This is a genomic window from Massilia sp. BGA-UO-ETr-WB1 (genome assembly GCF_059567845.1).
Window position 1 is genome coordinate 1,060,304 of the sequence record NZ_JCAQOT010000027.1, and the last position, 20,911, is coordinate 1,081,214.

Consider the following 20,911-nt stretch of genomic DNA (forward strand, 5'->3'; position numbering starts at 1 on the left):
CCCTAGGCCTCGGGGTTTTGCAGCGACAGCAGCACCGCGCGCACGGCCGACTTGAACAGCGCGTCCGGGTGCTCCTTCTTCAGGTAAAAGCCCTTCAGCTCCAGGCTGGCGATGCCGTGCAGCGCGGCCCACAGCAGGCGCGCGGCCGCCGTGGGGCTGGATTTGGGCAGCAGCCCCTGCTCCATGCAGCGCTCGAACTGCCTGATCAGCGGCGTAAACGTGCCCCAGGCGGACACGCGCGACTCCAGCGCCGGGATGAAGCCGGCAATGGCGTCGCCGAACATCACTTGGTAATACGCCGGGTTGCGGCGCGCGTAGTCCAGGTAGGCGCGGGCGCAGATCCACACGCCCTGCAGCGCGTCGGTCTGCGCCAGTTCCGGCTCGGTGGCGGCGAAGTCGCGCTTCAGGCGCTCGCAGCCTTCCAGGTAGAGCGCGTTGCTCAGGCCGTCCTTGCCGCCGAAGATGGAATACAGCAGCGTGGTCGAGCAGTTCACCGCCTCGGCCACCTTGCGCACGGTGAGCGCGGCCGGGCCCTCCTCCACCAGCAAGCGGCTGGCGGCGTCCAGCATGCCCTGGCGCAGCGCGCCCCGCAAATCTTCCTGTTCCTGGCGGAAATCTACAACCTTGGCTTTATTCATGAAGCTGCGCTCTAAAATTCAGTGAAAAAACGGCGTTTTTTCTGATAACATCGTATCAGACCTAACCCGACGGAGCATATCATGACATCAAATCACATCCCTGAGGTATTGCGTAACCTGGCCCTGCCCGTGATCGGCTCGCCGCTGTTCATCGCCAGCGGCCCGAAACTGGTGGCCGCGCAGTGCAAGGCCGGCATCGTCGGCTCCTTCCCGGCCCTGAACGCGCGCCCGGCCGAGCTGCTGGACACCTGGCTGACCGAACTGAAAGCCGAACTGGCCGCCTACAAGGAAGCCAACCTGGACGCCATCATCGGCCCCATCGCCGTCAACCAGATCGTGCACCAGTCCAACACCCGCCTCGCGCACGACGTGGAAATGTGCGTCAAGCACCAGGTGCCCATCATCATCTCCTCCCTGCGCGCGCCGCCGAAAGAGATGCTGGACGCCATCCACAGCTACGGCGGCATCGTGCTGCACGACGTGATTTCGATCCGCCACGCGCAGAAAGCGCTGGAAGCGGGCGTGGACGGCCTGATCCTGGTGGCCAGCGGCGCCGGCGGCCATGCCGGCACCTTGTCGCCGTTCGCGCTGGTGGGAGAGGTGCGGAAATTCTTCAAGGGCCCGATCGCCCTGTCCGGCTCGATCGCCACCGGCGACGCCATCCTGGCCGCGCAAGCCATGGGCGCCGACTTCGCCTACATCGGCTCGCGCTGGCTGGCCACGCAGGAATCGAACGTGGACGACGGCTACCGCCAGGCCATTATCGAATCGACGGCGGCGGACATCGTCTACACCAACCTGTTCACCGGCGTGCACGGCAACTACCTGAAGAAATCGATCGTCGCTGCGGGCCTGGACCCGGACGCGCTGCCGGAAGCCGACAAATCTGCCATGAACTTCGGCTCGGGCAGCTCGAGCGAAGCCAAGGCCTGGCGCGACATCTGGGGCGCAGGCCAGGGCGTGGGCCTGATGGAAGACGCACCGACGGTGGCCGAACTGGTCGGCCGCCTGACGGCCGAGTATGAAAGCGCCCGCGCCCGCCTGCTGGACAAGCGCGCGGCGTAAAGCCGGCTTTGGGCGGATTTACTGGCCGACGCAGATGATCTTGGTTTCGTACTCTTTTGCGTTCGGCTTCTTCTTTTGAGCCCAGGCGATAGCCTGCTCCGCCTCGGGCACGGTCAGGATGGTGGCCTTTTCCTTCGACTTGATGAAGGACACGCCCTCGAAGACGCCCTCCTTGCTGCGCATTACCTTCGCGAACACGGGCGGCTTGTCGCCTTCCGAAAGCTTCTTCTGTTGCACGATGTAGCGGCGGTCTTCTTGTTCCATGACAAATACTCTTTAATCAAAACCCGGAGTATACCGCCATAACCCGGTTCGGGGTCACCGGTTGGGGGTCAGGTCCGGCATCGCGCCAAAATGGCGCGATGCCGGACCTGACCCCGCATTTTTATGGCGCGCTCAAGCGAAGGCCGGTGCGTAGTGGTGGGGCTGGAGCGCCGATTCGTACAGCACGTCCACCCGCAGCGACGCCTGCAGCGATGGCAGCGAGCCGCCGGCGCGGTACTGGAAGCTGACCGCCAGCACGTCGCCCTCCTTGGCTTGCACCGGCTTGGCCAGCGGCAAGGTCATGTAGTGGTTCAGCCAGTCGATGGTGCTGTTGCGCTCCTGGACCACGGACAGGATGTTCTTGGTGACGAAACGCATGGCGTTCACGCAGCCGCTGCGTTCGACCACGAATTTGCCTTCCCAGCCGATCAGCAGGTCGTTCGGCTGCGTGAAGTCGAGCACGCTGTACACGGCTGGCTGCGCCATCTCGACGGTGCCGGGATAGATGACCTGGGTTTCCTGGAATTGCACGATGGGCGCGAAGAAGCCTTCGAAGTCGTATTCCTGCTGCAGCGGCTGCACCGCCATGATGACCGCTTCCGGCATGAACACGGGCAGCGGGCCGCCGAAGCGCTCCAGGTAGCGGCGCTTGAACGATTCGATCACTTCCACCTGCTTTTCGCGCAGCATGCCGACGTGGATCATTTCGCAGATCACCACGTCCACCGGTTCGGGCGGCAGGTATTCGAACGCGTCCGCGTGGATGACTTCGACTTTTTCACCGTTCGGATTGATGGCGAGGAATTTGCGCGCTTCCTTGACCATGTCCGGGTTGAATTCCACGCAATAGACTTTTCTGGCCTTGGCTGCGGCGAAGAAGGAAAGCACGCCGGTGCCGCCCCCGAGTTCCAGCACTTTCATGCCCGGCTTCACGGCGTAGTCGATGGCCGACTTGAAGCTGTGCATGCGGTTCTGGTCCATCAGCATGTTGTGATGGTAGTGGACCGGGATGAATTGTCCCAGGTAGCAGCTCTCTATTTCACGTTCGTTCAGCATGGTTTTTCCTTGTTAGCGCAACGTAGCCATTATCTTTGCCTGCCAGGCAAAGTTAAGCGGCGAGTTGGCGTGGAAAAACCGTCTACTTTGCCGCTTTCGCGGCCAGGTGGGCTTTGATGGCCTTGGTGATCCATGGCTTGTCGGCCCGGGTGGCGAATTCGGCGGCATCGATGCCGTAGGCGCCGTCTTTCAGCGTGGCGTCCGCCCCTTGTGCCAGCAGCAGCTTGACGGCGTCCTCCATGCCTTCGCGCGCGGCCAGCATCAGCGGCGTCAGCCCGGAGGGGGAACCGGCGTCGATGTAGGCGTGGTGTTCGAGCAGGATGTTCATAATCTCCAGGTCGCCCGCCGCCGCCGCAAAGTGCAGCGGGGTCCAGCCCTTGCGGTTCACTTGGGCGCCCTTGGCGAGCATGGCCTTGACGGCGTCTTTATTGTGCTTGAAGGCGGCCATCATCAGCGCGGTGCTGCCGTTGACGGACTGCGCTTCCAGGTCGATCTTGGGATGGTCCAGCAGTATCTTGAAGACGCGGTTGGCGTCGTGCCGCATGGCGATGATGAGGCCGGTTTCGCCGCGCTCGGGCTCGTGCAGGTTGGGGTCCAGGCCGCGCTTGAGCACGTCGCGCACCACCACGGTGTTGTCGACCTGGGCGGCGCGGAAGAATTGGACTTCGTCTTCAGTCTCGGAAAACGCCGGGGCCGCAGGCATCAGGGCGAAAGCAGTGAGCAGAGACAGCAATACCCGGCGTTTTACGATCATGTGTTTTCTTAAGAAGTTAACGTACCACGTTGAATAATTTGAAGAAGTTGTCGCTGGTCTGCTGCGCAACCTGTTCCACGGACACCCCCTTGAGCTTGGCGATGTACTCGGCCACGTGGGCCACGAAGCCGGGCTCGTTCATCTTGCCGCGGTGCGGCATCGGCGCCAGGTAGGGCGAATCGGTTTCGATCAGCATCTGTTCCAGCGGCACTTCCATGGCCACGGCCTGCAATTCCTTGGCGCTCTTGAAGGTGACGATGCCGGAGAAGGAGATGTAGAAGCCCATCGCCATCGCCGCGCGCGCCACTTCCAGCGACTCGGTGAAGCAGTGCATCACGCCCGCCACGCCGCCCTTGTCGGTGCCGGCGCCCTCTTCCTGCATGATGCGGATGGTGTCTTCGCTGGCGGATCTTGTGTGGATAATCAATGGCTTGCGCGTGATTCTTGAAGCTTTGATGTGGGTGCGGAAGCGCTCGCGCTGCCACTCCAGGTCGCCTTCCAGGCGGTAGTAGTCCAGCCCGGTTTCGCCGATGGCGATGATGCGCGGGTTGTCGGCCAGCTGCACCAGCTGCTCGACGCTGGGTTCCGGCGTGTCTTCGTAATCGGGATGGACGCCGACCGAGGCGTAGATGTGCGGGTACTGCTCGGCCAGCGCCAGGACTTGCGGGAAGTCCGGCAGGTCGACCGAGACGCAGAGCGCGTGCGTCACCTTGTTCTCGGCCATTTTGCCGAGAATCTCGGGCATGCGAGCAGCCAGCTCGGGGAAATTGATGTGGCAGTGGGAATCGATAAACATGGCGTGATTGTACGCGAGCGAGCGCGCCCGCGCCAAACGCCCCGCAGCCGCTGGCGGCTAAGGCATCAGCCGGTGCGCCGCCACGAATTGGCGGATGCCGTCCGGGTGCGCCTTCTTCCACGCCTCTAGCTCGGGGCGGTAGGCTTCGCGGTACATCAGCAGCAGGATGGCCGCTTCCAGGTCGGCCGGCGACTTCAGGCCCCGCAAGGCCAGCAGCACGGGGGATGCCAGCGGCGGCGCGCCGCTTTCCTGCAATTCGGCCGCCACCTTGAGCGCGGTGCTCCAGCCCACCAGTTCCTGCGAGAACGGCGACAGCGTGCGGCCCTCCTTGGCGGCCGTGGTCAGCGCGTTGGCCTGCGCCAGCGCATACGCCAGCCAGACCGCATAGTCGCTATTGGTCTCGACCTTGGCGCCCTTGAACTGCTCCGCCAGGCTGACGGTGGCCTTGCCGGTTTTAGGGTCCAGCGACACGGATGCCAGCCGCACCAGCTGCAGGCGCGTCAGCGGCTTGCCGTCGATCCCGGCCACCGCCGCCAGCCGTTCCCAGCTCGGCATCTGGCTGGGCTGCACGGCAACCGCTTTCAAGGCCGCCTGCTCCAGCCCGGCCCGGTTGCCCATGCGCGCCATGGTGTCGGCCAGGAAGCGCCAGGCCTGCGCGTTCTGCGGATCCACTTCGGTGGCCTTGTTGAACAGCATTTCCGCCGCCAGCCAGTTCTTTTCCATGAAATAGGTGTCGCCCTCCATCAGGAAGGCGGAGGAGAACTTGGGATCGGCCAGCTGCGCCTCGCGGTACTTGGCGCGGGCAGCCTCGTACTGGCCCTTGTGGAACAAAACCTCTCCTTCCGCGTACGCCTTGTCGGCCTGCGCGTTGGGTTTGTAGCCTGCGCCTGCCGTCGGATCGTCCAGCATGCGCAGCACTTCGGCGGCCAGCGGATCGTTGGCCGCCAGCTTCAGCGCTTCGCGCGCGAAGCCCTCGGCCTGCTGCCGCGCCTTGGCGGCGGCGTCCTGGGGCAGGCCGGGGATCAGGGTTTGCAGCAGGTAGGCCGCCGAGGACAAGGGACTGGATGCGTCCGGCGACAGCTTGCGCGCCGCCTCGAACTTGTCCAGGGCTTCCTTGTACTTGCCGGCCGCCTGCAGGGCATGGCCTTCGGACACCAGCTTCTGGCTGTCAGCACTGCCCAGCAGTTCGGCCCGGGCCGGCTGTGCTGCGCAAATGCCCAGGATCAGGGCGAGGACTAGTTTACGCAGCATGGTGGCTTTCGATTCAGGCGACGCGTTTGCCGAGGATGATCAGGTCGCGCTCGATGCCGTCCAGGTTGGCGACTTTGGGCAGATTGGCCCAGGTTTCAAAGCCGAATTTGGAGAACAGCCCCAGGCTGGGCTTGTTATGGCCGAAGATGAAGCCCAGCAAGGTGTGCACATTGACACTGGGCGCGAAGTCGATTGCTTCCTGCAAGGCGTAGCGTCCAATGCCTTTGCCGCGCGACGCTTCGTCGATGTAGATCGACACTTCAGCCGTCCCCGAGTAGGCGGGGCGGCCATAGAAATTGGAGTACGAAATCCATCCCAGCACGGCGGGTGAGGCCGATTGATCGTCGGCGCGCTCGATGATCCACAGCGGACGGCGTTCCGGCGTGTGTTCGTGGAACCAGGCCAGGCGCGATTCGACCGAGACCGGCTCGGTGTCGGCGGTGACTTCGCGCGAGGCGACGGTGCTGTTGTAGATGGCGACAATGGCGGGCAGGTCATTGAGTGTGGCGTTGCGGTGGCGGAATGACATGGGCAAGGGCAAGTGTGATTGATGAAAGGGTACGCGTTCTAAAGGGTATGCGTGGCGCGCGACGAGCGCAGCGCGGCGCCAAGGATTTCCTCGATGCGGGCGCGCACGCGCTGCCCGGTTTCGTCGTCCGGGAAATGCAGGCCGATGCCCTGCGCCTTGTTGTGGGCGGCGGAAGGCGGCGTGATCCAGGCCACTTTGCCTGCGATCGGGTATTTGGTGGCGTCGTCCATCAAGGCGAGGATCAGATAGATCTCGTCGCCGATCTTGTAGGGCTTCTGGGTCGGCACGAAGATGCCGCCGTGCTTCAGGAACGGCATATAGGCCGCGTACAAGGCAGCCTTCTCCTTGATGGCCAGCGACAGCACGGTGGGCCGCGCTATCGGTACGGCATTGGGATCGATGGTGCTGCCGGTCAATTGGTTTCCTTTCAAGCGCAGCTTGCCGTGTAGTCCAGCAGCATATCCTCAATAAACAGCTTGGGCGACAGCGGGTGGTCGGCAATCGCGCGGCGTTCGTTCACGCTCTTGATCGCCGCCATCAGTTTGGCGGTGTGCACCTTGTCCGCCAGCCCGGCCAACTCCTTGCGGTAACGAGGATAATAACGGATGTTGCCTGACAGTTTGTAGGAAAACATATCGTAAAGCCAGCGCTGCAGCCACGAAACGAGCGAGGCCAGCGGCACTTTCTGCATTTTGTCGGCCGCGCGCAGCGCCGCCTCCACGCTGGGATGGGCCAGCATCTGCAGCAGCAGGTCCATTTCCTCGCGGCTGCCGGACTCGGACTGGGCCATGGCGGCCAGCGGCGCGCCGCCCTGCTCGCGCAGCCAGCTGTCGGCGTCGGCCACGCCTTGCGCCTTGAGCCAGGCCAGCGCCTCGTCGTGCCCCGGCATCGGCAGCGCGAACTTGCGGCAGCGCGACAGGATGGTCGGCAGCAGCCGGTCCAGGCTGTTCGAGGACAGCAGGAACACCGTGCCCGGCGGCGGTTCTTCCAGCGTTTTCAGCAGCGCGTTGGAAGCCGGCATGTTGAGCGCCTCGGCCGGATACAGCACCACCACCCGCAAGCCCTGGCGGTGGGTGGAGATGTTCATGAAGTCCGACAGCTGGCGGATCTGCTCGATCTTGATCTCTTTCGACGGCGCCTTGGACTTGGCGGCCTTCTTTTCCTCGCCCTCCTCGCCCTCGCCCGTCACTTCGTCCTCGAAGGATTCGGGCCGCACGCGGCGGAAGTCGGGGTGGTTCTGCTGGCCGAACCAGCCGCAGGACACGCACGCGCCGCAGGCGTGCCCGTCGGGGCCCGCGTTTTCGCACAGCAGCGACTGGGCGAAATGTTCGATGAAGTCGGCCTTGCCGGTGCCGGCCGCGCCGTGGAACAGGATCGCGTGCGGCATGCGCGCGCGCAGCGCCTGCAGCTGCGTCCAGGACGATTCCTGCCAGGGGTAGATGGCCGTGCTCATGCCAGCACGCCGTCCAGGATGGCCGCCAGTTCCTGCTGGATGACTGCAATGCTGCGGGTGGAGTCGATCACGCGGAAGCGCTGCGGCGCCTCGGCCGCGCGGCGCAGGTATTCGTTGCGGGTGGCGTGGAAGAATTCTTCCTTCTCGCGCTCGAACTTGTCCAGCTCGCGGGTCGAGTCCAGGCGCGCGCGCGCCACTTCCAGCGGCACGTCGAACAGGAAGGTCAGGTCCGGCTCCAGGTCGGCGTGCACCCAGTGCGCCAGCGTTTCCAGCTTGGCGCGGTCCAGGCCGCGCCCGGCGCCCTGGTAGGCGAAGCTGGCGTCGGTGAAGCGGTCGGTCAGCACCCAGTCGCCACGGGCCAGCGCCGGTTCGATCACCTGCGCCAGGTGCTCGCGGCGGCTGGCGAACACCAGCAGGGTTTCGGTTTCCAGATGCATCTTCTCGTGCAGGAACAGCTCGCGGATCTTCTCGCCCAGCGGCGTGCCGCCCGGCTCGCGGGTGCTGACCAGCTGCACGCCGCGCGCGCGGATATAGTCGGTCACAAAACTGATGTGGGTCGATTTGCCGGCGCCGTCTATGCCTTCGAAACTGATGAACTTGCCGCTGTATTGTTTCATGTAACTCTGCATCTTTTAACGTTGGTACTGATTCACTGCCCGGTTGTGGTCGGTCAGGTTATCGGAAAACTGGCTGGTTCCGTTGCCGCGCGAGACGAAATACAGCGCCGGCGTCTTGGCCGGCGCCAGCGCCGCCGTCAGCGACTGCACGCCCGGCAAGGCGATCGGCGTCGGCGGCAGGCCGGCCCGGGTGTAGGTATTGTACGGGGTGTCGGTCTCCAGGTCCTTTTTGCGGATCTTGCCGTCGTAGCGGGCGCCCATGCCGTAGATCACCGTGGGGTCGGTCTGCAGCAGCATGCCGAGCCGCAGCCGGTTGACGAACACGCCGGCGATCATGGCGCGTTCCGACTTCTGGCCGGTTTCCTTTTCCACGATGGAGGCCATGGTCAGCGCTTCGTAGGGGTTCTTGTAGGGCAAGTTGGGGTCGCGCTTCTCCCAGGCTTCGCTCAGCTTGGCGATCAGCATGGTGTGCGCCTGCCGGAAGATGGCCAGCTCGCTGGAACCCTTGGCGAACAGGTAGGTATCCGGGAAGAACAGCCCTTCGGGCGCCTTGAACTCGGGGGAAACCAGCGCCATCAGTTCGGTGTCGGACAGGGCGATGGTGTCGTGCTTCAAGCCCTTGTGGGCGGCCACGGCCTGGCGCATCTGGCGGAAAGTCCAGCCTTCGATGATGGTCAGCTGCTCCTGCGCGAATTCGCCGCGCACCAGCTGGTCGATCAGCCGCAGCGGCGTGGTGCCGGGTTTCAGCTCGTAAGCGCCAGCCTTAAGCCTGGACGACTTCTGCGTGAAGCGCGCCAGCAGGTTGAACAGCAGCGGCTGGATCGGAACGCCGGCTTCGGCGATCTGCTGGCCGGCTGCATGCGCGCCGCTGCCGGGCACAATGGTGAAATCTATCGGGGGCTCTTCCGTAATGATCGGCTGCCTGGCCCACCAGGCAAATCCGCCGCCGGCTGCCGCTGCAACCAGGATACCCAACACTATCGTCTTTTTTATGAATGCCATCTTTGCTAGCCACAAGGCCGGGAGTTAGGGCCGGTTTTCAGGCCGGCAGTGGCGCCGGACAAAGCGCTTTTTTGCAGCGTCCGGCGCGAATTCTTCTACATCACTATAATTAGGCCGTAATGATAATGCTTTAATCGTCAAATTATTGGAATTTATGAGTAACTGGAATCAACTTCTAACGCCGCAGGGCAAGCCGCTGACCCCGACCGAACTGGCCGTGGGCTTTGTTGCCGCCGTCACGGACCAGGGCCTGATCGCATTGACCGGCGAAGACTCCGCCGGCTTCCTGCACAATCAGCTCACCAACGACGTCGAGCACCTGGGCCAGGACGACGTGCGCCTGGCCGGCTACTGCACCCCGAAAGGCCGGCTGCAAGCCACTTTCCTGATGTGGCGCAACGAAGAATCCATCTTCCTGCAATTGCCGCGCGAAATCCAGCCTCCGCTGCAGAAACGCCTGAGCATGTTCGTGCTGCGCGCCAAGACCAAGCTGGCCGACGCCACCGACGCGCCGGCCACGCAAGTGGTGCTGGGCCTGGGCGGCGGCATGGCCGAAGCCGTGCTGCAGACCTGGTTCGATCCGCTGCCCGGGCGCCCTTACAGCAAAACCGAGCACGCGCTGGGCACCCTGCTGCGCCTGGCCGACGCCTTCGGCGCGCCGCGCTACCTGTGGCTGACCTCGGCCGACATCGCCGCGACCGTCGCGCCGGTGCTGGCCGACAAGCTCAACGTGGGCGGCAACGAGGCCTGGCGCCTGGCCGAAATCCACGCCGGCGTGCCGCAGATCGGCGCCGCCACGCAGGAACAGTTCGTGCCGCAGATGATCAATTTCGAGCTGCTGGGCGGCGTGAATTTCAAGAAAGGCTGCTACCCGGGCCAGGAAATCGTCGCGCGCAGCCAGTATTTAGGCAAGCTCAAGCGCCGCACGGCCCTGGTGCGCATCGCGGACGCCTCGGCGGCGGCCGGCGCCGAAGTGTTTGCCGAGTCCGACCCGTCGCAACCGTGCGGCATGGTGGTGAACGCCGCGCCGAACGGCCTGGGCGGCGTGGACGCGCTGGTGGAAATGAAGCTGGATGCGCTGGAGCAGGCCCGGGTGCGCCTCGCTTCGGCGGACGGCGTGGCGCTGGAATTCCTGCCCATGCCCTACGTGCTGGACAAGCTCGACGTCTAGCATGACCGATTTGTATATTTACTACCAGGTGCGGGAAGCCGACACGGCTGTCCTGCACGGAGCGGTCACGGCCATGCAGGCCGGACTGGCCAGCGCTTGCGGCGCCGCGCCGCAGTTAAAGCGCCGTCCGCAGGCCAAGGATGGCTTGCAGACCTGGATGGAAGTTTATCCGGCGGTGCCGGACGGGTTCGAGGCCGCGCTGTCGGCCGCCGTCCTGCAGTCCGGGCTGGCGCCGCTCACGGCCGGCCCCCGCCACACCGAAATTTTTACGGATTTCAACTCATGTGTTTGATTGTTTTCGCGTGGCAAGTCGTGCCGGCGGTGCCGCTGATCGCCGCCGCCAACCGCGATGAATATTACGCGCGCGAAGCGGCTCCGGCCGCGCCGTGGCCCGACCAGCCGCGCATCTACGCGGGCCGCGACCTGAAGGCCGGCGGCAGCTGGATGGGCATCAGCCAGGCCGATGCCGAGGCAGCCGCCGAGGCGGGCTCCGGCTCGCCGCGCTTTGCCGCCATCACCAACATCCGCGCGCCGCAGGAGCACAAGGCCGACGCGCCTTCGCGCGGGCAGCTGGTGTCCGACTTCCTGGCCGGCAGCATGTCGCCGGCCGAGTACATCGACCATATCCGCGACGGCGCGCACGCCTACAACGGCTTCAACCTCGTCATCGGCGACCGCGACACCTTGATCTGGTACTCCAACAAGGGCGACGGCGACCCGCGCAACGGCCAGCCGCTCACGCCCGGCATTTACGGCCTGTCCAACGCTACGCTGGACTCGCCGTGGCCGAAAGTGCTGAAGACCAAAGCCCAGTTCGCCAGCCTGCTGTGCCTGGGCGCACCGGACGACGCCTACTTCGAAATGCTGGCCGACACCACCCGCGCGCCCGACCTGCGCCTGCCCGAAACCGGCGTGCCGATCGAGGTGGAGCGCCTGCTGTCGGCGGTGCGCATCGAGTCCCCCGGCTACGGCACGCGCAGCTCGACCGTGGTCAAACTCTACGCGGACGCCCCCGCAGTACTGCATGAAATGCTGATCCAGTAAGAGTCAAGTTCCCACCCGGTTTTCAACCGCACAGATCGCGTGGACCAGGCCACGCAGCCAGCGGTGGGCCGGGTCGGCGTCCATGCGCGGATGCCACAGCATGGAAACCGTGATTTGCGGGGCGGCCAGCGGCAGCGGGAAGCTGTGCAGGCCGTCGCGCAGTTTGCCGGTTTGGCGTTCGGGAACGCTGGCGATCAAATCCGTGGCGCGGGCCAGCGCCAGCGCCGCTGCGAAACTGCCGACGATGGTGCCCACCGTCCGTTCCTGCCCCGCTTGCCCTAGCGCTTCGTCTATCGGCCCTCTTTCCTGTCCTTGCCGCGATACCGCGATGTGCCGCCCTTGCGCGTAGCGCTCAGCCGTCACCGTGCCTTCGCTGAGCGCGTGGCCGGCGCGCACCACGCCCACGAAACGGTCCCGGAACAGCGCGCGGGTGCGCACTTCGGGCCCGGTCGCTTTGCCGACCACGCCTGTTTCCAGGTCCACCGCGCCATCGCGCAAGGCGGTGCTTTCCTTGTCCAGCTTGTCCACGAAACATAGCCGCACGCCGGGTGCGTCGGCTGCGACACGGGAGATCAGCCCGGCGCCGAAATTGTCGATGAAGCCTTCCCGCGCACGGATCGTGAATGTCCGCACCAGGCCGGCAAGGTCCAGCCTTTCCGCCGGCCGCAGCACCGATTCGGCGTCCTGCACCAGTTGGCTGACGCGCTCGCGCAATTCCAGCGCGCGCGGCGTGGGCACCAGGCCGCGCCCGGCCCGCACCAGCAGCGGGTCGCCGGTGGTTTCGCGCAGCCGCGCCAGTGCCCGGCTCATCGCCGACGGACTGAGCCGCAAACGCCGCGCCGCCCGCGCCACGCTGCCCTCGGACAGCAGTACGTCCAGCGTGATGAGCAAATTGAAATCAGGGGAAGTCATGCCTCAACGATAACATGGAAGTGCCCCATATATGGCGTTTGGCGCACGAATAAGCTGCAACTGCTGCGCCTTCCGCCATCCCACCCGCCCGGGTACGATGTTCGGTAAGCAATCAACCAGGACGTCCGCATGAATATCCCCACTCCGCCGCTTCCGTCCGCCGCCAGGCGCGCACTGGCCGCCCTCTCCCTGACCACGCTGCTTTCCTCCCTGGGAACCAGCATCGCCAACGTCGCCCTGCCGACGCTGGCGCTCGCATTCAACGCCAGTTTCCAGCAAGTCCAATGGGTGGTGCTGGCCTATCTGCTGGCCGTTACCACGCTGGTCGTCAGTGTTGGCAGGCTGGGCGCCCTGGTGGGCCGCCGCCGCTTGCTGGTCGGTGGCATCCTGCTGTTCACGCTCGCTTCGGGCTTGTGCGCGCTGGCGTCGGAACTGTGGCAACTGACCGCCGCCCGCGCCTTGCAAGGCCTGGGCGCCGCCGCCATGATGGCGCTGTCGATGGCCTTCGTTGCGGCCTCCGTGCCCAAGGCGAAGACCGGCAGCGCCATGGGCTTGCTGGCCGCCATGTCGGCCGCCGGCACCGCGCTGGGCCCGCCTTTGGGCGGCGCGCTGATCAGCCTGGCCGCGTGGCCGGCCATATTCAGCGCGGCAATACCACTCGGCCTGCTCGCCGCCCTGCTGGCTCACCGCAGCCTTCCGCCAGACCGCATTGCCGGGGATAAGGCCAGCGACGCAGCCGCCGTGGCAGGCGACGGGACCGGAAGCGCAGCCCGCCCCCGCCTCGACCACCTGGGGACGCTGTTGCTTGCATTTACACTGGCCGCGTTCGCCGCCTCGATGACCAAGGGGCGTGGCAATTTTGGCTGGATGAACGCCGCGCTGCTGCTGTGCGCCGGAGCAGGCGCTGTCGTTTTCGTGCTCTCCCAGAAGAAGGCACGCTCGCCCTTGATCCGGCTGGCAATGTTCAGCAACGAGGCCCTGAGCTCAGGCTTTGTGGCAAGCGCGCTGGTGACGACAGTCGTCATGGCGACGCTGGTAGTCGGTCCGTTCTACCTGGGCGGCGCGCTGGCGCTGGATGCCGGCCAGACAGGCCTGGTCATGTCCGCCGGACCGCTGGTGGCGGCTATGGCCGGTTTTCCAGCCGGCCGCCTCGTGGACCGCCTCGGCGCGTACCGGATGAGCATGTCAGGCCTGTCCGCCATGCTGGCCGGCGCCGCAGCGCTGCCTTTCCTGGCGGCCGGCTACGGCGTGCCGGGCTACGTCGGCGCGCTGGCCTTGCTCACTGCGGGCTATGCGCTGTTCCAGGCGGCTAACAACACCGCCGTCATGGCCGCCGCCTGCCCGGATCAGCGCGGCGTGGTGTCAGGCCTGCTGAACTTGTCCCGCAATCTGGGGCTCATCACGGGTGCGTCGGCAATGGGGGCGGTGTACGCGCTGGGCGTGGCGGCTTCCGGCCTGCCATCCGCCGAGCCGAACGCCGTGACGGGCGGCATGCAGGCTGCGTTCGGGGCCGCCGCAGTGCTGATCCTTGCGGCTTTCGCCTTCGTCCACCTGGGACGGCCGCTGCCGGGCGCCGCCCGGACTGGAGAGGCGCGTTGAAGCAGGCCTTCAGGCGAAGGTGTGCGCCATCTCGACGTGGGGAATGCCGGCCTCGATAAACTCCTGGCCAATGATAGAGAAACCGTGCTTCTCGTAGAACGGCGCCGCGTGCGTCTGCGCGCCCAGCACCACGGTCTTGTGGCCGCGCAGATTGGCCTGCGCCATCAGCCCTTGCAGCAGCGCGCCGCCGATGCCGGCTCCGCGTGCCGACTTGCGCACCGCCATGCGGCCGATATGGCCGTCCGGCAGCAGCCGGCCGGTGCCGATGGGCACACCGGCCGAATCGTAGGCTACGGCATGCAGGCAGGCCGCGTCGTTGTCATCCATTTCCAGCTCGGCGGGAACGTTCTGCTCCACCACGAAGACCTCCATGCGGATGGTCTTCGCGTCTTGTTGCAGGGTGTTCCAGTCGCCGAAGCGAATATCGTGCGCAGTATTCATGCGCAGGATTGTCGCATATGGAATCAGGCTGCGCTACCGCCTTTGACCATGTCCTTCAGCATCTGGCGGATGTGCGGCGTGGCGTCGTTCGGGTCGGTCGGGTTGCGGCCGGTGGTCATGTCTTCCATGCGCGTCTTCAGGCCGCCCAGCGCCTGCGGGTGGGTGTAGATGTAGAACTGGCCGTCTTCGATCGCCTTGAAGGTGATGTTGGCCACGTCCTCGGCGGTCACCTTGCCGGAACTGACAGCCTTGTCCGTCATGGCCTGCGAAGCGAGCTGGCTGCGGGTCGGCTTGGCGTCCATCTTGACGTCGTCGGGTCGGTTGCGGTGCGACTGGTTGATGCCGGTCGGGACGAAGAACGGGCACAGCACCGAAGCGCCGATCGGTGCGTCCACCAGGTTCAGGTCGTGGTACAGCGTTTCGGACAGCGACACCACCGCGTGCTTGGACACGTTGTAGACGCCCATGGCAGTCGGGTTTACCACGCCGGCCATCGAGGACGTATTGACGATATGGCCTTCGTAGCCCTCCTCCTTCCTGGCGCATTCGAGCATCAGCTTGGTGAAGATGCGCACGCCGTGGATCACGCCCCACACGTTCACGCCCAGCACCCATTCCCAGTCGGCCACCGTGTTTTCCCAGATCAGGCCACCCGAGCCCACGCCGGCGTTGTTGAACACCAGGTGCACCGAGCCGAATTCCTTCATGGTGGCGTCGGCCAGCGCCTGCACCTGCTCGCCCTTGCGCACGTCGCAGATCACGCCGATCACCTGCGCGCCCTGCTCCTTCAGTTCGGCCACGGTCTTGTCCAGCGTATCCTGCTGCACGTCGGCCAGCACCAGCTTCATGCCGAGTTTGTGGGCCTTGATGGCGAATTCACGGCCGAGGCCCGCTGCGCCGCCGGTAATGACGGCTACTTTGTCTTGGAAGTTTTTCATTAATGTCAGCCTTAGATGAGCTTTACCAGTTGCTTGCCGAAGTTTTTGCCCTTGAGGAGGCCCATGAACGCTTCCGGTGCGCCGGCCAGGCCTTCCGCCACCGATTCGCGGTATTTGAGCTTGCCGGTCGCGACCAGGCCACCCAGTTCGCCCAGGCCCTGCGGCCACAGTTCGATATGCTCGGAGACGATGAAGCCGCGCACCGTGAGGCGGTTGGTCAGCAGCACGCGCGCGTTGCGGATCGGGACGTCCTCGCCGTTGTAGCCGGCGATCATGCCGCACAGCGCCACGCGGGCGAAGGCGTTGGTGCGGGCCAGCGCGGCGTCGAACACGGCACCGCCCACGTTTTCGAAGATGGCGTCGATGCCGTCCGGGGTTGCGGCCGCCAGGTCGGCGTCCAGGTTGCCGGCCTTGTAGTCGATGCAGGCGTCGAAGCCCAGCTCATTGACCACGTAGTCGCACTTGTCCTTGCCGCCCGCGATACCCACCGCGCGGCAGCCGCGCAGCTTGGCCAGCTGGCCCACCACGCTGCCCACCGCGCCGCTGGCTGCGGACACCACCACCGTCTCGCCGGCTTTGGGCTGCATGATCTGGTTGAAGCCGAACCATGCGGTCATGCCGGGCATGCCCACCGGGCCCAGATAGGCCGACAGCGGAATGTGCGTGGTGTCGAGCTTGCGCAGCAGCGCGCCGTCGGACACGCCGATTTCGGACCAGCCGAACATGCCGGCCACAAAGTCGCCCGCCGCGAACTTGGGGTGCTTCGATTCAAGCACCTGGCCGACCGTGCCGCCTATCATGGTGGCGTCCAGCGGCTGCGGCTCGGCGTAGCTCTTGGCGTCGCTCATGCGGCCGCGCATATACGGGTCCAGCGACAGGTAGTGGTTGCGGATCAGGATCTGGCCGTCGGCGATGGCCGGAATCTCGGCCGTCTCCAGGCGGAAGTTGCTGGCCTGGACTTCGCCGCTTGGGCGCGAAGCCAGGACGATGCGCTGATAGGTGCTCATATGTGCTCCTCCTTACAGCGCCGACACGCCGCCGTCCACCGGCAAGGTCTGGCCGGTGATGTGCTTGCCCGCGTCGGACGCCAGCAGCACCACCGGGCCTTTCAAATCTTCATCGTCGCCCAGGCGGCGCAGCGGCGCTTCGGCGGCCATCTGCTCTTCGCCCAGCGCGGCCAGCAGGCCGGCCGTCATCTTGGATGGGAAGAAGCCGGGCGCAATCGCGTTGACGGTGATGCCGTGCACGCCCCACTCGGCCGCCAGCGTGCGGGTGAAGTTGATCACCGCCGCCTTGGAGGTGTTGTAGGCGATGGTCTGCATGCCCGGCGGGTTGCCTGCCAGGCCGGCGATGGAGGCGATGTTGATGATGCGGCCGTATTTGCGCGGGATCATGGAGCGCTTGCCCACCGCCTGCGACACCAGGAAGATGCTGCGGATGTTCAGGTTCATCACCTTGTCCCACGCTTCCAGCGGGTAGTCTTCCGCCGGCGCACCCCAGGTGGCGCCCGCGTTGTTGACCAGGATATCGATATGGCCGCCCAGCTTTTCCATCGCCGCGTCCACCAGCGGGCCGACGGCCGCTTCCTTGCCCAGGTCCGCCGCGATGGCGTAGGCGGTCACGCCGTGCTTGGCCAGGATGGCCACGGCTTCGTCCAGGTCCGCCTGCTTGCGCGAGGACAGCACCACTTTGGCGCCCTGCTCGCCCAGCGCCAGCGCCATTTGCAGGCCCAGGCCGCGCGAGCCGCCGGTTACCAGTGCGGTTTTGCCTTGCAGGCTGAATAATTCTTGAGTAGTACGCATATCGTTAGTCTCCGATCAGATTTCGTAGTCCATGCATTGACGGGCGTCGCGCACCGCGCCAAAGAATGGTTTGAGGGCTTGATGCTGAGGGTGTTCCAGGTAGCCGTCTAGCGCGGCCTTGTCGGTAAATTCGGAATACAGGACGACGTCGTAGGTCGCTTCCAGACCGGGCTGGGCGATGACTGCCTCCAGTTTCAGCATGCCGGGCACGATGCCCCGGCAGGCGTCCAGCAGCTCTTTCATCTTCTGCGCATTGGCGGCGCGGTCGGCGCCTTCGGCGTGGTCCTTCAGTTTCCACATCACGATGTGTTTGATCATTTTCCGCTCCCCGATTTAAAACCACGCATCCTGCATGTCCAGCGTGGTTGTGTCTATACTTTCCAGCAAATCGAGCTGCTGCTGCACCTTCGGCAGCTCCCAGCGGAAGAAGTAACGGCACGCTTGCAGCTTGCCGTGGTAGAAGTTGGCGTCATCTCCGGAGGCTCCCTCCGCCAGGCTGCGCGCCGCCACGATGGCCTGCTCCAGCCACATCCACGCCACCACGATGTGGCCCATGGCTTCCAGGTAGGTGCTGGCGTTGGCCAGCGTCTTGTTCATGTCGCCCGCTGCGTACAGGCTTTGCGTCACGTGGCTGGTGCGGCGCAGCGCGGCGGCCAGTGCGTCCGCCTGCGTGCGCAACTCGGCCGACAGGGCGTGCTGCGGATTGGCCGACGCGGCGCGGTCCACCGTCTTGCGCACTTCGCCGGCGAAGGCCTTGAACAGCGCGCCCTCCTGCATGGACACTTTGCGGCCCAGCAGGTCCAGCCCGTGGATGCCGTGCGTGCCTTCGTGGATGGCGTTCAGGCGGTTGTCGCGGTAGAACTGCTCCACGTTGTATTCGCGGGTGTAGCCGTAGCCGCCATGCACCTGGATCGCCAGGCTGTTGGCCTCCACGCACCATTGCGACGGCCAGGATTTGGTAATGGGCGTGAGGAAGTCCAGCAGGCGGCCGGCGTGCTCGCGCGCTTCCGGCGTGGCGGCGGTGTGCTGCTCGTCCACCAGGCGGGAGCTGTACAGAACCAGCGCCAGCGCGCCTTCGCAGTAAGCCTTCTGCGCCAGCAGCATGCGCCGCACATCGGTGTGCGCGATGATGGGCAGTTGCGGTTGCGCCGGGTCCTTGGCGGCCGGGTGGCGGCCTTGCGGACGGTTGCGCGCGTAGTCCAGCGAGTGCAGGTAGCCGGTATAGCCCAGCACCGCCGCGCCCGCGCCCACGCCGATGCGCGCCTCGTTCATCATGTGGAACATATTGGCCAGGCCCTGGTGCGGATTGCCGACCAGGTAGCCGATGGCGCCGCCTTTGCCTTGCGGCTTGAACTTGCCTTCGCCGAAATTGAGCAGGCAGTTGCTGGTGCCCCGGTTGCCCATCTTGTGGTTCAGGCCCGCCAGCACCACGTCGTTGCGCTCGCCCAGCGTGCCGTCGTCATCGACCAGGAACTTCGGCACGATGAACAGCGAAATGCCTTTCACGCCCGGGATCAGCTTGCCGTCCGGGCCGGGTATCTTGGCCAGCACCAGGTGCACGATATTGCCGGCCAAATCGTGCTCGCCGGCCGAGATCCACATCTTGTTGCCGGTCAGTCGGTATTGCCGCTCGCCTTCCGGGCCGTCCACATGGTCAGGCTCGGCACGGGTGGTGATGTCCGACAGGCTGGAGCCGGCCTGCGGCTCGGACAAGCACATGGTGCCGAAGTAGCGGCCCTCGAACATGGGCCGCACGAAGCGCCGCACCTGCTCCGGCGTGCCGGTCTTGAGCAGCGTGTTGGCGTTGCCGATGGTGAGGAACAGGTAGGACGTGGTGGACACGTTGGCGGCCGTGAAGTACGCCGCCAGCACCTTCTCCACCGTCACCGGCAACTGCATGCCGCCCAGTTCATAGTCCTGGCCCGCCGCCATCAGGCCGGCGCCGACGTAGGCGTCCAGCGCCGCCTTGACTTCGGGGATGATCTTCACTTCCAGGCAATGCTCGCCCGGCACCGCGTGCGGCTCTTCCTGGTCGCTCTTCTTGTTATGGGGCGCGAACAGGTCGGTGGCGATCTGCTCCGCCGTGTCGATGGCCGCGTTGAAGGTCTCGCGGCTGTGGTCCTGGAAGCGCGGCCGCTGGTTCAGCGATTCCACGTCCAGCCATTCATACAATAGGAAATCGATGTCGCGCCGCGACAGGAGTCTGGATTGCATAGTAGTCTCGAGGATCTAGTTATGAAACGGGCGCTTCTCCGAGCGCCCGTGCTTGCTGCTGTGCCGCCTTAGGCGACTTCGAACAGGCCTGCCGCGCCCTGGCCGCCGCCGATGCACATGGTCACCACCACGTACTTCACGCCGCGGCGTTTGCCTTCGATCAGCGCATGGCCGGTCAGACGCGCGCCCGACACGCCGTACGGGTGGCCGACGGCGATGGCGCCGCCGTTCACGTTCAGGCGGTCCATCGGGATGCCCAGCTTGTCGGCGCAATACAGCACCTGCACCGCGAAGGCTTCATTCAGTTCCCACAGGCCGATGTCTTCCACCTTCAGGCCGGCCTGCTTGAGCAGCTTGGGAATGGCGAACACCGGGCCGATGCCCATTTCGTCCGGCTCGCAGCCGGCGATGGCGAAGCCACGGAAGATGCCCAGCGGCTGCAGGCCCTTGGCTTCGGCCACTTTCGAATTCATCACGATGGCCACTGAAGCGCCGTCCGAGAACTGGCTGGCGTTGCCGGCGGTGACCACGCCGCCAGGCATGGCGGTGCGGATCTTGGACACGGCTTCCAGCGTAGTGTCGGCGCGGATGCCCTCGTCGGCGGAAATCGTCACTTCGCGGCTCACCAGCATGCCGCTCGCCTTGTCGGCCACGCCCATCACGGTGGTCATCGGCACGATCTCGGCGTTGAACAGGCCGGCCGCTTGCGCGGCGGCGGCGCGCTGCTGGCTCTGCACGCCGTATTCGTCCTGGCGTTCCTTGCTGATGTTATAACGCTTGGCCACGTTCTCGGCGGTTTGCAGCATGCTCCAGTAGATTTCCGGCTTGTTCTGCGACAGCCACACTTCCTTATACATATGCAGGTTCATTTCCTGCTGCACGCAGGAGATCGATTCCACGCCGCCGGCGGCGAAGATGTCGCCCTGGCCGGCAATGATGGCCTGGGCGGCGGTGGCAATGGTCTGCAGGCCTGACGAGCAGAAACGGTTCACGGTCATGCCGGCGGTGGTGACCGGGCAGCCGGCGCGCAGCGCGATCTGGCGCGCGATATTGCCGCCGGTGGCGCCTTCCGGGTTGGCGCAGCCGATCAGCACGTCCTCCACCTCGCCCGCCTCGATATTGGCGCGGGCAATCGCCGCCTGCAGCGCGTGGCCGCCCAGGGTGGCGCCGTGGGTCATGTTGAAAGCGCCTTTCCACGATTTGGCCAAGCCAGTACGGGCGGTCGAAACGATCACGGCATCAGTCATTTTCTGTCTCCTAGTATGAGGTATAGGGTGGTAATCGATTTGGTCAGAATAGCATATTTTAGTACGGTCGTTCGCAAATTTTTATACCGTGTGTTTTTTGTAAGGTTTGCGTAAGTTT

At 65.1% G+C, this 20,911-nt stretch carries 24 protein-coding genes; 5 read left to right on the plus strand and 19 right to left on the minus strand.

Annotated features, from left to right (window positions below; genetic code table 11):
• Positions 1 to 2 precede the first annotated feature (2 nt).
• Complete coding sequence (locus AC56DV_RS31455) at positions 3 to 638, minus strand: TetR/AcrR family transcriptional regulator (RefSeq protein ID WP_496318128.1); 636 nt, start codon at positions 636 to 638, stop codon at positions 3 to 5.
• An 81-nt stretch (positions 639 to 719) separates the two neighbouring features.
• Here AC56DV_RS31455 and AC56DV_RS31460 point away from each other — a divergent pair, with 81 nt between their 5' ends.
• A complete protein-coding gene (locus tag AC56DV_RS31460; RefSeq protein ID WP_496318129.1) occupies positions 720 to 1,703 on the plus strand; it encodes an NAD(P)H-dependent flavin oxidoreductase in 984 nt (327 codons plus the stop codon).
• An 18-nt stretch (positions 1,704 to 1,721) separates the two neighbouring features.
• Here AC56DV_RS31460 and AC56DV_RS31465 read toward each other — a convergent pair whose 3' ends face one another.
• From AC56DV_RS31465 to mltG, 10 genes are all read right to left on the minus strand, one after another.
• The gene (locus AC56DV_RS31465) at positions 1,722 to 1,967 is read right to left on the minus strand and encodes a hypothetical protein (protein WP_496318130.1); all 246 of its coding nucleotides are present in this window, start codon (positions 1,965 to 1,967) and stop codon (positions 1,722 to 1,724) included.
• Between the two features lie 132 nt (positions 1,968 to 2,099).
• Entirely contained in the window at positions 2,100 to 3,023 is a 924-nt protein-coding gene (locus AC56DV_RS31470; RefSeq protein WP_496318131.1) for a class I SAM-dependent methyltransferase, read from the minus strand.
• An 82-nt stretch (positions 3,024 to 3,105) separates the two neighbouring features.
• Positions 3,106 to 3,777, minus strand: coding sequence for an ankyrin repeat domain-containing protein (locus tag AC56DV_RS31475; protein ID WP_496318132.1), 672 nt, complete (start codon positions 3,775 to 3,777; stop codon positions 3,106 to 3,108).
• A gap of 16 nt (positions 3,778 to 3,793) precedes the next feature.
• On the minus strand, positions 3,794 to 4,573 hold the full coding sequence (locus AC56DV_RS31480; protein WP_496318133.1) for a TatD family hydrolase: 780 nt from the start codon (positions 4,571 to 4,573) through the stop codon (positions 3,794 to 3,796).
• Between the two features lie 57 nt (positions 4,574 to 4,630).
• Positions 4,631 to 5,824: a hypothetical protein gene (locus AC56DV_RS31485; RefSeq protein ID WP_496318134.1), complete on the minus strand. Its 1,194-nt coding sequence runs from the start codon at positions 5,822 to 5,824 to the stop codon at positions 4,631 to 4,633.
• Positions 5,825 to 5,837: 13 nt separating this feature from the next.
• Positions 5,838 to 6,353 carry a GNAT family N-acetyltransferase gene (locus AC56DV_RS31490; RefSeq protein WP_496318135.1) on the minus strand — a complete coding sequence of 172 codons (516 nt, stop codon included), beginning with the start codon at positions 6,351 to 6,353 and terminating at the stop codon, positions 5,838 to 5,840.
• Between the two features lie 38 nt (positions 6,354 to 6,391).
• Positions 6,392 to 6,769: a PilZ domain-containing protein gene (locus tag AC56DV_RS31495; RefSeq protein WP_057156528.1), complete on the minus strand. Its 378-nt coding sequence runs from the start codon at positions 6,767 to 6,769 to the stop codon at positions 6,392 to 6,394.
• A gap of 11 nt (positions 6,770 to 6,780) precedes the next feature.
• Positions 6,781 to 7,806, minus strand: coding sequence for a DNA polymerase III subunit delta' (locus AC56DV_RS31500; protein WP_496318136.1), 1,026 nt, complete (start codon positions 7,804 to 7,806; stop codon positions 6,781 to 6,783).
• On the minus strand, positions 7,803 to 8,423 hold the full coding sequence (gene tmk / locus AC56DV_RS31505; protein WP_496318137.1) for a dTMP kinase: 621 nt from the start codon (positions 8,421 to 8,423) through the stop codon (positions 7,803 to 7,805). Before tmk ends, AC56DV_RS31500 begins: the two co-directional genes overlap by 4 nt.
• A gap of 15 nt (positions 8,424 to 8,438) precedes the next feature.
• Positions 8,439 to 9,425 carry an endolytic transglycosylase MltG gene (mltG, locus tag AC56DV_RS31510; RefSeq protein WP_496318138.1) on the minus strand — a complete coding sequence of 329 codons (987 nt, stop codon included), beginning with the start codon at positions 9,423 to 9,425 and terminating at the stop codon, positions 8,439 to 8,441.
• Positions 9,426 to 9,579: 154 nt separating this feature from the next.
• Between mltG and ygfZ the strand changes: the two genes are divergently transcribed.
• Genes ygfZ through AC56DV_RS31525 form a run of 3 tightly spaced genes read left to right on the plus strand, consistent with a single transcriptional unit; the run spans position 9,580 to position 11,640 of the window.
• Positions 9,580 to 10,596 carry a CAF17-like 4Fe-4S cluster assembly/insertion protein YgfZ gene (ygfZ, locus tag AC56DV_RS31515; RefSeq protein WP_496318139.1) on the plus strand — a complete coding sequence of 339 codons (1,017 nt, stop codon included), beginning with the start codon at positions 9,580 to 9,582 and terminating at the stop codon, positions 10,594 to 10,596.
• A gap of 1 nt (position 10,597) precedes the next feature.
• Positions 10,598 to 10,888, plus strand: a complete 291-nt coding sequence (locus AC56DV_RS31520; RefSeq protein ID WP_496318140.1) for a DUF4936 family protein — start codon at positions 10,598 to 10,600, stop codon at positions 10,886 to 10,888.
• The gene (locus AC56DV_RS31525; RefSeq protein ID WP_496318141.1) at positions 10,879 to 11,640 is read left to right on the plus strand and encodes an NRDE family protein; all 762 of its coding nucleotides are present in this window, start codon (positions 10,879 to 10,881) and stop codon (positions 11,638 to 11,640) included. Before AC56DV_RS31520 ends, AC56DV_RS31525 begins: the two co-directional genes overlap by 10 nt.
• Before the next feature lie 3 nt (positions 11,641 to 11,643).
• On the opposite strand, the gene AC56DV_RS31530 is transcribed toward AC56DV_RS31525, so the two are convergent.
• Positions 11,644 to 12,552, minus strand: a complete 909-nt coding sequence (locus AC56DV_RS31530) for a LysR family transcriptional regulator (RefSeq protein WP_496318142.1) — start codon at positions 12,550 to 12,552, stop codon at positions 11,644 to 11,646.
• A gap of 129 nt (positions 12,553 to 12,681) precedes the next feature.
• Here AC56DV_RS31530 and AC56DV_RS31535 point away from each other — a divergent pair, with 129 nt between their 5' ends.
• Positions 12,682 to 14,151, plus strand: a complete 1,470-nt coding sequence (locus AC56DV_RS31535; protein WP_496318143.1) for an MFS transporter — start codon at positions 12,682 to 12,684, stop codon at positions 14,149 to 14,151.
• Between the two features lie 9 nt (positions 14,152 to 14,160).
• Here the strand turns inward: AC56DV_RS31535 and AC56DV_RS31540 are convergent, their stop codons facing one another.
• From AC56DV_RS31540 to AC56DV_RS31570, 7 genes are all read right to left on the minus strand, one after another.
• A complete protein-coding gene (locus tag AC56DV_RS31540) occupies positions 14,161 to 14,592 on the minus strand; it encodes a GNAT family N-acetyltransferase (protein ID WP_496318144.1) in 432 nt (143 codons plus the stop codon).
• A 23-nt stretch (positions 14,593 to 14,615) separates the two neighbouring features.
• Entirely contained in the window at positions 14,616 to 15,530 is a 915-nt protein-coding gene (locus AC56DV_RS31545) for an SDR family oxidoreductase (RefSeq protein ID WP_496318145.1), read from the minus strand.
• An 11-nt stretch (positions 15,531 to 15,541) separates the two neighbouring features.
• A complete protein-coding gene (locus tag AC56DV_RS31550) occupies positions 15,542 to 16,537 on the minus strand; it encodes an NADP-dependent oxidoreductase (RefSeq protein ID WP_496318146.1) in 996 nt (331 codons plus the stop codon).
• Positions 16,538 to 16,549: 12 nt separating this feature from the next.
• Positions 16,550 to 17,332, minus strand: coding sequence for an SDR family oxidoreductase (locus AC56DV_RS31555; protein WP_057156516.1), 783 nt, complete (start codon positions 17,330 to 17,332; stop codon positions 16,550 to 16,552).
• Between the two features lie 15 nt (positions 17,333 to 17,347).
• Positions 17,348 to 17,650: a Dabb family protein gene (locus AC56DV_RS31560; protein WP_496318147.1), complete on the minus strand. Its 303-nt coding sequence runs from the start codon at positions 17,648 to 17,650 to the stop codon at positions 17,348 to 17,350.
• 15 nt (positions 17,651 to 17,665) lie between these two features.
• On the minus strand, positions 17,666 to 19,546 hold the full coding sequence (locus AC56DV_RS31565) for an acyl-CoA dehydrogenase (RefSeq protein ID WP_496318148.1): 1,881 nt from the start codon (positions 19,544 to 19,546) through the stop codon (positions 17,666 to 17,668).
• Positions 19,547 to 19,614: 68 nt separating this feature from the next.
• Entirely contained in the window at positions 19,615 to 20,793 is a 1,179-nt protein-coding gene (locus tag AC56DV_RS31570; RefSeq protein WP_496318149.1) for an acetyl-CoA C-acyltransferase, read from the minus strand.
• Positions 20,794 to 20,911 lie beyond the last annotated feature (118 nt).